At 36.6% G+C, this 16,304-nt stretch carries 1 protein-coding gene; it reads left to right on the top strand.

The annotated features are described in order from the left end of the window. Positions 1 to 8: 8 nt before the first annotated feature. Positions 9 to 16,304: an SDR family NAD(P)-dependent oxidoreductase gene (locus tag G3A47_RS13895; RefSeq protein WP_166923292.1), complete on the top strand. Its 16,296-nt coding sequence runs from the start codon at positions 9 to 11 to the stop codon at positions 16,302 to 16,304.

The following is a 16,304-nucleotide window of genomic DNA, read 5'->3' as shown; positions in this document are numbered from 1 at the left end:
AAACGATTATGATTAAGATTAACAAAAATAAAAAAGCGACTTTGGTGCAGGAAAGCACATTTTTGACTCTTCGGGTTCCTGCTATAACACGATATAAAAAGAATGCACTTACAGAGGAAGAGTTTAAGGGAAATTGTGGTCTGGCCATATTACAAGTATTACTTAAAATGGGGATTAAATCCTTGCATTCAACTACCATAAAAGAATGGCGCAAAGAATTAAATATTTTGCCTCAGTATGATGCTTTATTTCAGACTATTATCGAAGAGTTAGAGAGAATGTCTTTCATTCAAATTGGCAATCAAAGTATAGTTGTACCAGAAAATATTGAAGAAAAAGCAGTTCTCTTTTCGCTAAAAAATCAAGCGATAAAAGCAAAAAGAGAAGTAAATCCATATCAAAGTTATTATGAATTATTAAACCAAACGATTTCGTCTTTTGAAGAAATTTTAAAAGGAAAGACAAAGGGAACCGATGTGTTGTTTCCGGAAGGAAATTCCGGTTTGGTTAGTGCTATTTATAATGGAGATTACAGATCGGATTATTTCAATTCAATAGTAGCTTCAATTCTGGAAAACACCATCAGGAACCATGAAGGAAGTGATCAAAAAATAAATATTTTAGAAATAGGAGGCGGAACGGGAGGTACAACGGTGCGAGTTGTAGAAGAACTAAAAAAATATGCAAATCAGATTACTTATACCTTCACAGATGTATCTCAAAGTTTTTTGATCGCAGCATCAGAAAGATTTCAGGAGACATTGCCTTTTTTTGAAACGAAAAGATTTGATATTACCCAGTCGGCATCGATGCAGGATATAAAAATGGGGAGTTATGATATTGTGATAGGGGCCAATGTCATTCATGCTACGGCTAATATTGCGGATACACTTAAGAATATAAAACCAATTCTGAAAAAGGACGGGATTCTGATTATTAATGAACTGAGTGCTTTGGAAATGTTTACAACATTAACATTCGGCTTACTTTCTGATTGGTGGAACCATGAAGATAAGGAATTGAGGATTTCAGGCAGTCCGGCATTAACTTTTGATAAATGGAAACAAGTATTATCGGAAGTTGGTTTTGCAGATTGTGATGTATATCCTAAACAAGAAGATATTCCACAACAAATTATAACAGCCAGAAGTAATGGCAGAGTATTGATCGATACACAAGTAGTAGTTGAACCTGCTAAAATACCAGCGGAAAAAACAGTAAAAGAACCTGTAGCGGGATCTTTAAAAGGGGCAATAGACCTGAATGATTTTCAAGAAGAATTAATTGCTATTGCTGCCGGTACGATCAAACTTCCGTTAACGGCTTTTAAGAAAGAAAAACCATTTTCAGACTATGGTTTTGATTCGATTTTGGGACTCACACTTATTAAAAATATTAATAAGGCTCTGGAGATAACACTAGATGTTACCGCTATATTTAATTATCCGACGATTCCGCTATTGGCTCAACATATAGCAGACATATATCCGGACTTACTTCATGCAAAAGAGAAAATAGCCGATCAGGCATATGAAGTAGTCGAAGCGATTACCGAAAAAGTGGTTGAAGAACCGGACTTCCGGAAAATTGACAATACGCAAGAGAATGATAAAATTGCTATCATAGGAATGAGCGGACAGTTTGGTAAAGCAAACAGTCTTGAGGAGTTTTGGGAAGTATTAAAAAACGGAGAAAGTCTTGTAGAGGAAGTTCCGAATGACAGATGGGATATTGCATTGCATTTTGATGAAAACCCAAAAGCCAGACAGAAAACCTACAGCAAATGGGGTAGTTTTTTAAGAGACATAGATAAGTTTGATCCTGAATTTTTTAAGATATCTGGTAAAGAAGCGGAAAATATGGATCCGCAACAACGTATATTTCTGCAACATTGTTGGAAAGCGTTGGAAGATGCAGCCATTGACCCCACTATTTTACAAGATTCTAAGTGTGGCGTATATGTTGGTGCTACAGACGGAGATTATTATAAAACTTACTTAGAAGAGGCCAACGAAGCTTCTGCATTCTGGGGTATTTCCGGTTCTATATTAGCGGCGCGTATTTCGTATTTTCTTAATCTGAAGGGAGCCGCTGTAGCAATAGACACTGCATGTTCAAGTTCATTGGTCGCAATGGATATGGGATGCAAAAGTTTATTGACAAAAGAAACTGATCTTATTATAACCGGAGGTATTTCATTATCGGTAACACCGGAGTTTTACAAACTTAGCAGTATGGCCGGAATGTTATCTCCTGATGGGCAGTGTTATACTTTTGATGAAAGAGCAAATGGTTTTGTACCCGGAGAAGGCGTGGGCGTAATTGTGATGAAACGCTTAGACGATGCCATAAGAGATGGTGATCCTATTTATGCCGTTGTGCAAGGAATTCTGACCAATCAGGATGGGGCAACCAACGGAATTACAGCACCGAGTGTATTATCGCAACAAGACATTCAGAAAGAAGTTTTTACTAAATACAATATTAATCCGGAGACTATTACCTACGTGGAAGCGCATGGTACCGGAACCAAATTGGGAGACCCTATAGAGTTGCAAGCGCTTAAAGCGTCCTTTAAAGAACATACTTCGAAAGTAAATTATTGCGGAATTGGGAGTGTCAAAACAAATGTCGGGCATACGCTCAGAGCAGCAGGAATGGCAGGTATTATGAAAGTACTGCTGGCTATGAAAAACAAGCAATTGCCACCCTCTATTAATTATGAAAAGCTCAATCAGCATATTCAATTAAAAGACAGCCCTTTCGTCATTCAGGAAAAATTAACTTCCTGGAACAGTGAAACCCCAAAACGAGCTTCGGTAAGCAGCTTCGGAATTAGCGGTACCAATGCATTTGTGGTTCTGGAAGAGTATATACAAAAAAACAGCATTTCAGAAGTAAGTGATGAACCAATGATACTGGTTTTATCTGCATTAAATGAAGAAAGACTAAAGGTTAAAGCAGCACAACTTGCTTATTTTATTGAAAAAGAAAAGAACCTAAATCTTACTGATATTGCATATACCTTACAGGTTGGCAGAAAAGTAATGGAATGCCGTAAAGCTTTTGTTGTGAGTCAGATAGATGAATTGGTGGTTCAATTGCAACAATTTGCTCAGGAGGAATCTGCCGGTGTTTATTTAAAGGAAAATATAGTTAATGAATCCGAAATTCAGCAAGCAATTTATGCAAAACAGTATGAAACAATAGCAAAATACTGGGAACAAGGAAATGCTATAAATTGGTTGCGTTTGTACACTGTTTATCAGCCTAAAAAGATTCATTTACCAACCTATATTTTTGCAAAAGAATCATATTGGATCACTCCTAAAACCGAGATTCTATTCTCTGATATCAAAAGATTACATCCGTTAGTACATGAAAATAGATCAAATTTTGAATCACAAAAATTTTCATCTCTTTTAACTGCTGAAGAAACCATTATATCAGATCATATCGTACAAGGAAAAAAGATACTTCCGGGAGTTGCGTATATAGAAATGGCAAGGGAAGCGGTACAACAAAGCGGATTAGATTTAGGGCATCATTTTTCAGACATAAAATGGTTGCAACCGATAGAGATATCCAAAGAGTCAGCAGTAATTGAAACGGAAGTTTATATGAATACTGAGGGCGTTTTTGTCGAGATAAAAAGTATAAAAGAGAATAAAGTTACAACTCATTTTCAAGCCGGTATAGGAGAAAGTAAGGAAGTAACAGAATCTTTTTATAGAGATATAGCTTCTATTGAAGAACAAAGTATTAAATCGTATTCAGCTGATCAGTGCTATCAGATTTTTAGTGAGAAAGGAATTAATTATGGAAATAGTTTACAACTCATAAATGCTGTAGCGGTTCTGGAAGAAGAGGTACTGGCAAGTATTTCAGTTTTTAGTAAAAGTAAATTTAAGCTTCCGGTCGAAATATTAGACAATGCACTTCAAACAGTCGCATTATTATGGTTGCAAAATTCGGAAGATTTGGCTTTGCCTTATGCTATAGAAAATATTTCGTGTTACAATTTAGAAGAGGAAATTAAATATTGCTATGCCTATTATTCTGATCAGAAAGAAAAGAAAACTTTTGAAGTAGAACTGTTAAGTGCAACAGGAAAAGTGCTTATTGTGCTATCAGGATATAAAATGATGCCGGTTTTAGGAGGTATACGAGATATTGCACAAACTTATTTATATGAATCGGTATGGCAGCCTAAACTAAATACAACTAACATATTTGATGTTTCTGCTGTATTTAACGAGTTTATTGTTGTTGGTGATTTTCCTAAAGTTGAATTAGAAGGAAGTATAACAAGAATTAGTGAAATTGAAGAAAGGGAGTTATTCTCTGCTGTTTTTGATAAAGTTAAGCAAGTAATGACTTCCAGGACTCCGGTACGTCTTGTAATTGTTTACGATTATAAGAAGGAACATGAGGTACAGTTTTTATCTGGATTATTAAGAACTGCAGCGATCGAAAACCCTAAAGTTTTATGGAAATGTGTAGGTATTGATTTAGATAAGATAAACGATGCAAAACAGCTGTCGAAAATTATTACGGATGAATTAAATGAAAAGGAAACACTAGTTCGATACCACGATTTAAAAAGAGAAGTCAAAATAATCGTTCCGGTAGCGCAACCACTAATTGAATCAAATGATAGTGCTACTTTCATTGACGGTGGAGTATATATCATTACAGGCGGTATGGGTGGTGTTGGAAAAATACTGTTAGAGTATCTTTTTGAAACTTATACCGATATTAAAATTATTGCCAGCGGAAGATCGCTTTTAGATTCAGCCAATCAGGAATATGTAAAAGCATTTAAGAATCTTACTTACTATCGTTGTGACATTACGAATAAGTTAGCTACTCAACAATTAATTGATGAGGTCCAAAACCAGTACGGCAAACTCAATGGAATTATCCATGCAGCAGGTAGTATTAACGATAATTTTATCCAGCAAAAGACCAGTGATGAAGCCTTGCAGGTTTTAGAAGTAAAAACCAAAGGAATACGTAATCTTCATGAAGCTACACAGCATATTCCTTTAGATTTTGTGATACTATTTTCTTCATTAGCTGCAGTTTTAGGAAATTCAGGACAAGGCGATTATGCGGCAGCAAATGAGTATTTGAGAGATTTTTCAAAATTTAGAAATAAAGAAGTAGCACAACAAAGAGCTTTTGGTAAAACAATTAGCATAGCATGGCCATTATGGGACAGTAGCGGAATGCAACTAAATGTAAAGAATAGGGAATTACTCGAAAAGAAACTGAATATAGTTCCTTTACCTAAAAAGGAAGGTATTTATTGGTTAGAAAAATTAATAAGCGGAACCATAGAGTCAGCAGTCTTGCATTATGGAAGAGCGCCCTTACCGGAAACACTTTTATCGGATTTAAAAGAAACACCGGAAAGCAGTAAAGATGAAAAAAACGGAAGTGAAACCGGAGACTTAACAGAAGAAAAATTAAAAGAGATTGCTTATCGCTATCTGATTACAGTTTTTGCCGAAGAACTTCGATTTCCGGAAAGTAAATTCAAAATTACAGATACTTTCGAGAAGTATGGATTAGATTCTATCATGATGACGAGCCTTACCAATCGTTTAGAAGAAACTTTTCCGGACATTCCGAAGACTTTGTTTTTTGAATTCTTGACTATCGAAGAATTGGTTGTGTTTTTTATTGAGGAGTATTCTAGTGAATTAAATGCAATTGGCAACAATAGAAAAGAGTCTATTGCTATAAAAGAGCAAATTAATATTGCACCAGAAATAAAGCCAACTTTTAAAAAGGGTATACCTCAGAAGTTTGTTTCGCTTTCAGAAACAAAACAAGATTATTCAAAAAAGAATAACGATGTGGCGATAGTAGGATTGAGCGGTAGATATCCACAAGCAGATACTATAGAAGAATTCTGGGAAAATCTTAAGATCGGAAAAGATTGCATTACTGAGATCCCCGGAGACAGATGGGATATTGACGGATTTTTTGATGCAGCAAAAGGAAAATCAGGATACAGTTACAGCAAGTGGGGAGGTTTTGTAAATGATATGGATAAGTTTGATCCGTTATTTTTTAATATCACACCTTTAGAGGCAGAGAAAATAGATCCGCAAGAGCGTCTGTTTTTGCAAATAGCCTGGGAAGCTGTAGAAGATGCAGGATATACCCAAGAAACTTTAAAAAGAAACCCTTTTACAGGAAAACCGGATGGAAAAGTAGGAGTATATGTTGGGGTTATGTACCAGGAGTATCAGCTATACGGAGTAGAAGAAACACTAAAAGGAAACTCAACAACACTTAGAGGCAGTGCAAGTAGTATTGCCAATAGAATTTCGTACGTTTTTGATATTCATGGGCCTAGTTTGGCTTTAGATACGATGTGCTCTTCGTCAAGTACTGCTATTCATTTAGCATGCAAAGCCATACAGGAAGGAGAAATCCATGCGGCTATTGCAGGAGGAGTAAACCTGAGTGTACATCCTAATAAATATCTGATGCTTAGCGATGGTGGTTTTGCAAGCAGTAAAGGAAGATGCGAGAGTTTTGGAGAAGGAGGTGATGGGTATGTTCCGGGAGAGGGCGTTGGTGCTATTTTGTTAAAATCTCTCGAGCAAGCCGAAAAAGATGGAGATCATATTTATGGCGTAATTAAAGGATCTGCATTAAATCATGGAGGAAAAACAACAGGATATACGGTTCCGAACCCTAAGGCGCAAACAGCAGTAATTAGTGAAGCTATTGAAAAAGCAAATATTAACGCTGATTCTATTTCCTATATTGAAGCACATGGTACAGGAACTAGTTTAGGTGATCCTATAGAGATTGTCGGGCTAAAAAATGCATTGGCGAGAACAACTGCTAACAAATGTCGTATAGGTTCTGTAAAATCAAATATTGGACATTGTGAATCGGCAGCCGGTATTTCCGGAATTACTAAAGTGTTGTTGCAATTGAAGCACAAACAGTTAGTTCCATCTATTCATTCTGCTGTGCTAAACCCTAATATACAGTTTGATCAAACTGCTTTTTTAGTGCAACAAGAACTAGAGCCTTGGTCGTCTCAAAACGAAGAATTGTTAACGGCGGGTATTAGCAGTTTTGGTGCAGGAGGAAGCAATGCACATATCCTGATACAGGAATATCCAAAAGCTGAGATCACGAGTGAATTCAATACAGAACCGGTTATAATAGTTTTGTCTGCTAAAAACAAAAATCGATTAAAAGCCTATGCCAGTCGATTAGTAAATTACATAGAAAAAACTCCGGAAACCCTTCAAAATATTGCTTATACATTGCAAATTGGCAGAGAAGCTATGTCGGAACGATTGGCAATAGTGGCCAGTTCTAAAGAAGAGTTGGCACAAAAATTAGAAGACTTTATTAAAAATGATGTTCGTTTTGCAGAAGAAGTTTTTACGGCCAATATAAAAGACGAAAACACTGATTTTCTCTTAAGAGGTAAGGCCGGAGCAGCCTATATTAAAGAAGCCATTCAGGAAAAAGAATTAGCTTCTATTGCGCAACTGTGGGCAAAAGGAGTTGAAATAAAATGGGAGTTACTAAATTCAGGTAGTAAGTTGTTACAAAAAGTAAGTTTGCCTACCTATCCTTTTGCTAAGGAAAGATATTGGGTGCAAACCATAAATACGACAGTAAAACAAGAATCGATTTCTAAACTGCATCCATTACTTCACACAAACGAATCCGATTTTGAAACTCAGAAGTTTGCGAGTGTTTTTACGGGAACAGAATGGTTCTTAGAAGATCACCTTGTTCAAAATGAAAAAGTAATTGCCGGAGTAGCCTATCTGGAAATGGCAAGAGAAGCCGTAGAAAGAAGTATACATCAAAAAGTAACACAATTTAAAGAGGTAACCTGGTTGCATCCTATCAAAGTATTAGAACAACCTAAAAAAGTGGGCATAAGACTGGAATCTTCCGGTGAGCAAATTAGATATCAGGTATACTCTAAAGAACAGGAAGAAGAATATATTCATGGTCAGGGAATTGTAACTGCAATTGTTCAAGAGGTACCTGAGCCTTATAATTTGGGAGTTATTAGATCCCGCACCAACCAGACCGCTTCGAGACCGGAATGTTATAAAATGTTTAGTACTCTTGGATTTGGATATGGAGAACGTTTTCAAGGGATACAAGAACTGTATTATAATGATACAGAAGCCTTGGCCAAAATCGAATTACCTCAGCACAGAGACATGATCCTGGATCCCGGAGTATTAGACAGTACGCTGCAAGCATGTTTAGCCTGGTTATTACTAAAAGATGGCAACAAAATGCCATTGTCTATACCGTTTAGTGTTGGGAAAGTAACAGTTTATAAAGAGATTACATTTCCGGTATGGTCGTATGCAAGGTTTAGTCCAAATGCTAATCCAAATGCGACAATACCTCAATGCGATATGGATTTACTAAACGACAAAGGAGATGTTGTAGTGCGTTTCAAAGATTTTGTCATTTTACCATACGAGGGAGCATTTTTAAATCAGAAGTCCGGTAAAGAATCGTTAGCAACAGAAATTTATAAGTATCAATGGGAAGCAATTGAATTAGAAAAGACGTATGCCCATATTACAGATTATAACGATGTGGTTTTAGTCGGCGCGACTCAAAACCTGACGCAACAATTTAGTCAGGTATTTGAAGGAACAGTATATAGTATAGAGGAAAAAACAGAAGAAACTTATTTTTTGAAAATACTCGAGCTTCTCAAAAATAGAATGTCGCAAAAGAAAAGAGGACATTTTTCGGTAGTTATAACTGATGAAGACTATGATAAGTATGGATTTATTATAGGAATGTTGAAATCGGCTTCAAAAGAAAATCCAAGAATTAAAACTAAACTGGTTTCAATTGAATCGCTGAATGCTAAGTCAGGAAATGAATTAGCAAAAATCCTAAAAGACGAAAATACGGATGAACACGCAGAAGTGCGTTATTTAAACGAAACAAGAGAAGTAAAGAAAGCTATTTCAGTATCTCAAAATCAGATTTCTGATCTTAAGATTAAAGAAGGAGGTGTTTATTTGATCACCGGAGGTGTAGGCGGAATTGGAAGCACTTTTGCAACGCATATTGCCAAAACCAAAGGAACGCAACTTATACTTACAGGAAGAAGCGCTAAAAACGATTCTATTCAGAAATTTATAGAAAGCTTACCAAACGCTCAGTATTATGCGTGTGATGTTACGAGGTACGAAGAAGTAGAAGGACTATTACAAACTATTTTTACAGATTATAGAAAAATAGATGGTATTATTCATTGTGCAGGTATAGGTACAGCCAGTACGATTGCGGAGAAAACAGAAGCAGAAGTTCATAAGGTATTGTTGCCAAAAATGGCAGGAGTAAAAAATTTAGACAAAGCATTACAAAATCAAACCCTGGATTTTATCATGTATTGCTCCTCTATCTCTTCAGTATTAGGTGATATAGGATTATCAGATTATGCGGCAGCAAATGCCTATATGGATCATTTTGCCAAAAAACGCAATCACTTAGTTAAAGAGGGCAAACGCAAAGGAGTTACGATTGCTGTCAACTGGGGATTATGGGAAACCGGAGGAATGCAGGCAAATGCAGAGAGTATAGAGTTTTTATCTAAACAATGGGGAATGTTTCCTTTACCGGAAGAAGAAGGAGCAAAAGCTTTAGATAAGGCATTACAGCTGGCAAATGAACAACTTATTATAGTTTATGGCCTTAAAAATAAACTGGACAAAACTTTCGAAGCCAAAGCTAATGATGTAGTAATTACAGATAAAAACGTTATTTCAGAGCAATCTAATGAAGGTTTAGAGGCAATTGCTTATGAGAAAATAGTTGAAATATTTAAGAAGGAACTAAAATTAAAAGAAGAACATATCCAGACCGGATTGCCTTTTGAAGAATATGGAATCGATTCTATGTTAGTGGTAAAGCTAACAAATAGATTGGGAGATATTTTTGATAACGTTTCGGTGTCCTTGCTGTTTGAGTATCAAACAATAGATCAGCTTGTCTCTTATTTTGTAAAAGAGCATTCCGATACTTTACAAACATTAAAAACCACCAAAGAGGCTCCTGTACTTTCGGTTAATAAAGTAAGTAGCAAGGAAGAGTTTTCTATAATCGAAGCAAAGGAATACAAGCGCTTTATGCAACCTAAATTAGTCCCGGTTGTAAAAAAGCAAGAAATAAAAAGCGAAGATATTGCTATAATCGGATTGAGTGGAATCTATCCCGGAGCAAATAATATTGCGGAGTTCTGGGAAAATCTCAAAGCAGGTACAGACAGTATCACAGAAATACCGGAACAACGATGGAATATTCGTGAGTTTTATAACGAACAAAAAGGAAAAAAAGGAACAAGTTATAGCAAGTGGGGAGGTTTTATTGAGGATATAGATAAGTTTGATCCTTTATTTTTTAATATTTCGCCACGTGAAGCTTCCATGATGGATCCACAAGAGCGGTTGTTTTTACAAACCGCCTGGCATGCCATTGAAGACGCCGGATATACCAAAGAGAAACTACAAAATATAGGGAAAAAATCAGCTACAGCCACAGGCGGTAACGTAGGTGTTTTTGTTGGAGTGATGTATGAAGAATATCAATTGTTCGGAGTAGAAGAAAGATTAAAAGGCAATTTTATTGCGCCAACCGGAAATGCCAGCAGTATAGCCAATAGAGTTTCTTACTTTTTAGATCTTCATGGGCCGAGTATGGCAGTAGCAACTATGTGTTCTTCGTCGCTGATTGCAATTCAGATGGCTTGCGAAAACATACATTTAGGGAACTGTGAAGCAGCTATAGCGGGAGGTGTTAATTTAAGTATGCATCCGGGTAAGTATTTGATGTTAAGTGATTTGCATCTGGTTTCGGATAAAGGGAAATGTGAAACTTTTGGAGAAGGAGGAGACGGCTATGTTCCGTCAGAAGGAGTTGGTGCCATCCTGTTGAAATCATTGGCAAAAGCCAAAGAAGACGGGGATCAAATTTATGGGGTTATCAAAGGCGGTGCTATTAACCACGGTGGGAAAGTAAACGGCTATACTGTGCCTAACCCTAATGCTCAGGCAGCGGTAATTTCGCAAGCAATGGAAAAGGCAGGAGTTTCAGCTGAAGCCTACAGTTATATTGAAGCACATGGTACAGGAACCAAATTGGGAGATCCTATTGAGATTGCCGGACTTAAAAAAGCATTTGCGGGGGCCGGAAATCAATTTTGTAAAATTGGTTCCGTAAAATCGAATATAGGACACAGTGAGGCAGCAGCAGGGATATCCGGGGTTACCAAAGTGCTTTTGCAGCTTAAGAATAAGCAACTTGTTCCGTCATTGCATTCGAAGAAATTAAATGTAAATATCGATTTTGAAAATAGTCCGTTTCAAGTACAGCAGGAGCTAGAAGATTGGACTACTTCAGATGGCAGGCCACGAATAGCCGGAATAAGCAGTTTTGGAGCAGGCGGTACCAATGTGCATCTTGTGATTGAAGAATATGAGAAGGATTCTCAGGATTCTATAGATTTTCAAGGTCCTGTTATCATTCCGATATCGGCTAAAGATACAGTTCGATTAAAAGAGCATGTCAAAAAAATAGGCAACTATCTGGAAGAAAACAAAGAGACTCTAACGATTACTGATATCGCCTATACATTGCAAACAGGCAGAGAAGCAATGGAGAGCAGAGTAGCTTTTGTAGTTACAAGTATCGGGCAATTGATTGTAAAACTAAAACAATATCTGGAAGAGCCCACAACTGCAATAATTGGCGAAATAGCGACCAATAAATTGTTGGTCTATAAAAAAATAAGCAATGTGGTTGAGGACGCTTTAGCACAAAACGATCATATCAATTTAGCTGCTTTATGGACTCAGGGAGAACGTGTTGACTGGAATCAATTATACGAAAAAACACCTAATATTATTGGTTTACCTAACTATCCGTTTGCCAAAGAGTATTGCTGGTTTAAGCCAAAAGATACGGTTGCGGTAACAGCAGTAAAAAAAGCACATCCGTTAGTACACGAACAATTTAATACACTAGACAGCTCCCGATTTATAAGTACTTATTCGGGTAGTGAACAATTTCTGTCAGAGCATGTACTGTACACAGAAAAAATCTTGCCTGGTGTAGCTTATCTAGAGATGGCAAGAGTTTCAGGGGAATGGTACATTGACAAAAAAATAGCGCAATTGAGAGATGTGTTTTGGATGTCGCCTCTGCATGTTAACGGACATTCCAGATCGGTAGTTACAGAATTGCAAAAGTTAAATGAAGAAATTGTTTTTACAGTTAAAGATGAAATAGAAGATCATGTCATTTTTAACCAAGGTAAGATCAGTACTTCATTTGTAACCCAAATAGAGAAATTGGATACGGAATTAATTAGTAACCGATTGCCAGCTGTTCTTTATAAAGAGGATTATTATAAATTATTCAAAGAGCTGGGATTTCACTATGGAACAAGTTTTCAGAGAATAGAGTATATCCGATATTCCGGAAGCGAAGCTTTAGCAAAAATTAGTATAAATCAAGACCTTTCCGATAATTATTGGACTGTTCAGGCAATGGATAGTGCCTTACAAACCTGTTTAGGAATTCACCTGAAAGGAGATACAAAGCAATTACCATTATCAATCCCATTTAGCGTTAAAGAGGTAAATATTTATAAAGAACTGCCTTCGGAATTTTGGTCTTATGTAACGGTAAGAGAGCGAGAGGAAGAGAAAAATACGCCAATACACTATGATGTAAAATTAATAGATGTTAGCGGAGAGGTGATAATGAGTTTTATTGACTTTGTAACACTACCCTTTACCAACCAGGAACAGGCTGTATCGAATAGAACAGCTGCCTATACACAATTATATTCTTATGACTGGAAATCGAAATCAATTACAGAGAATGTAGCAATAAATTCTAATAGAAACTATGAAGTTATTTTGGCCGGTTCGACATCAGAAGTAGCTGAACGATTAACAGATGAGTTAGAAATTCAGGTAACAAGTATACAAAGCCAGAACGAAGAAGAATTCTTTAATACGATCTTAAAGCGCGTAAAACAGAAATTAATCAGTAAAGAGGAAACACATTTTTTAATTGTATTTGAAGAAGAAGATGCCCTGTCCTATAGTTTTGTTTCCGGAATATTGAAATCGGTAAACAAAGAGAATCCTGTAATTTCAGGAAAAACTATTGCTGTAGATCAAATCTCGTTAGACAATATAGACCTGTTGTGCAAGATTATAAGCAAAGAGAAAAATACAGAGGAAAATGAAGTTCGGTATCTAAACAGCAATCGCGAAGTTCGGGAAATAGGAATTTATAATAAGACACCCGATCAAAATGCAATTGAAATTAAACCTGATGGTGTTTATATCATTACAGGAGGAGCCGGAGGGCTGGGGATGATTTTTGCAAACTATTTGAATCAATTTAAAAATACTACACTTTTTTTAATAGGTAGAAGCGAATTAGCTGCCGAAAAGCAAAGAGATATTAATGCATTAAACAATGCAAAATACATCCGTTGTGATGTTACGGATAGAAAAGCTATTTCTCTTGTGATTAATGAGATTCTTAGAGAAGAAGGACAAATTAACGGCATTATTCATAGTGCGGGAATAGGAACAGCAAGTCAGATCCTAAAAAAGACCTCCGAAGAAATACATAAAGTATTATCGCCAAAAATTGAGGCAACCCGAATTTTAGATGAGGTTACGCAACAGCTACCATTGGATTTTATGATGTATGTATCTTCTATTTCGGCCATTATGGGCGATATTGGATTAGCAGACTATGCTTCTGCCAATGCTTATATGGATGCCTATGCATGGTATAGAAATCAATTGGTAAAAGAAGGAAAGCGCTACGGGAAGTCCATTACAGTCAATTGGGGATTATGGCATGAAGGCGGGCTGCAAATAAATGAAGAAAGTCGAAAGTATTTAGAGCATTATTGGGCCATGCTGCCATTGCCTACAGCGGAGGGAATCAAAGCATTATCTGATATTTTTAGAGAAGCACCTTCGCAAATAATGGTGGTATATGAGAAAACATCTAAACTTTTAGAAAAGAAAGAATATAAAAAGACAGCAACAGCTGCGAATACTTCCGGTATTACAAAAGAGGCCTGTATGGTATATTTCAGAAATCTGATCAGCGAAGAGTTGCAAATAGAACCGGAAAGAATTGGTCTGACAACACCATTTGAAACGTATGGAATGGATTCTATTCGTATTGTAAAACTTACGAATAAATTAAATGAAGATTTTGACGACATTCCAAATACGCTGTTTTTTGAGAATCCGACTTTAGACGATTTAGTACTATACTTCATGAAAAATTATTCTGATTCGATGTTAAAGGTCGCAGGAAATCAAGAAGTTAGACAAGAGGTTACGGCAGATAAAACCGATTTTTTGTATAATCATAATGAATTTAAAAAACAAATTGAAGCTGATTACAGACCTATTGAGGAGCCTGTAGCCATTATTGGTGTGGCTGGAAAATATCCCGGAGCCAATACTTTAGAAGAATTTTGGGAGAATTTAAGAACAGGCAAGGACAGTATTACAGAAATTCCAAAAAACAGGTGGAATACCGAATTGTTCTTTGATAAAGAAAAAGGGAAAGAAGGTAAAACCTATAGTAAATGGGGTGGTTTTGTAGAAGATGTAGATAAATTTGACCCTATATTTTTTAGTATATCACCCAAAGAAGCGGAGCTTATGGATCCTCAGGAACGTTTGTTTTTGCAAACGGCCTGGGATACAGTAGAAGATGCGGGATACACACCCGAAAATCTGAATCAGAAAGTAGGTGTTTTTGTGGGGGTAATGTATAGTGAGTATGCCATGTTTGGTATAGATGCCATGCACGAAGGCCAATTTACAACGCCAAAAGGAATTCATAGCAGTATTGCCAATAGGGTTTCGTACGTTATGAATTTTGAAGGGCCAAGTATGGCTATTGATACAATGTGTTCTTCTTCTCTTACAGCTATACATTTAGCTTGTGAGAGCATCAGAAAAGGCGAATGTACAACTGCTATTGCGGGTGGCGTTAATCTTAATTTACATCCGTACAAATACCTCTCTCTTAGTAGTGCCGGATTTGTGTCCAGCCAGGGTAAATGTGCTGCTTTTGGTGAAGGAGCAGACGGATATGTACCGGGAGAAGGTGTTGGAGCTGTACTTTTAAAACCGTTATCAGAGGCCATAAAAGACAACGACCAGATTTATGGAGTTATCCGATCTACAGAAATTAATCATGGCGGAAGATCGAATGGTTTTCATGTGCCTAATCCTAATGCACAAGCCAAAGTTATTCAAAAAGCAATTCAAAAAGCAGGAATAGAACCCCATTCGCTGCAGTATATAGAAGCGCATGGTACCGGTACAAGTTTGGGAGATCCGATAGAAATAGCAGGATTATCTCAAGCTTTAAATATGGATTCTAAAACCAGTTACAAAATAGGATCTGTAAAATCGAATATTGGGCATTGCGAGTCGGCAGCCGGAATTTCTGGACTAACTAAAATTTTACTTCAATTGAAGCACAAACAAATTGCCCCTTCCATTCATAGTAATATCCTGAATAAGAATATTCAATTTGGTGACAGTCCATTTGAGATTCAGCAAGAATTAACAGATTGGACAACCACAGATTCAGAGAAAAGAAGAGCAGGTTTAAGCAGTTTTGGAGCAGGAGGCAGCAATGCACATGTGATACTCGAAGAACACCTTAGAAATGAGGAAAGAGAGCAACAGGAAACAGAGTCCGTACTCATTATTTTATCAGCTAAAGATACAGAACGATTAAAGCAAAAAGCGGCAGAACTACTAAAATTTCTGGAAGAACAAGAGGCTGTTTCTTTGATTGACCTGGCTTATACATTGCAAGTAGGTAGAGTAGCTCTGGAAAGTAGATTAAGCATAGAAGTTACATCAATAAAAGAACTCAAAAAGGAACTTCAAAACTATAGGCAAGATCAATTTTCAGGATATCAGAAAACTTTAAAAAGCTATGAGTTAAATAAAGCAAACAATACAGACATTTTGTATAAAAAGGCTTTAAACAATAAAGATCTGGATGAACTGGCAAAGCTATGGATTGAAGGAGAAACCATTTCATGGGAAAAATTATATGCCAACAACGCACAACCCAAACGAATAAGTTTACCAACCTATCCATTTGTAAAGAAGAGGTATTGGTTACCGGAAATCTCTGAAAAATTAGAGAAAAGAGAAAAGGTATCAGAAGCCATTCATCCATTATTTCAAAATTAA

Source organism: Flavobacterium poyangense (assembly GCF_011751075.1).
GTDB lineage: Bacteria > Bacteroidota > Bacteroidia > Flavobacteriales > Flavobacteriaceae > Flavobacterium > Flavobacterium poyangense.
The sequence above is the reverse complement of the archived record's forward strand: the minus strand, read 5'-3'. Positions and strand labels throughout refer to the sequence as shown.

Excerpts from the sequence above, each read along its gene's own strand:
- G3A47_RS13895 (WP_166923292.1), top strand. The coding sequence starts at position 9 with ATGATTAAGATTAACAAAAATAAAAAAGCGACTTTGGTGCAGGAAAGC.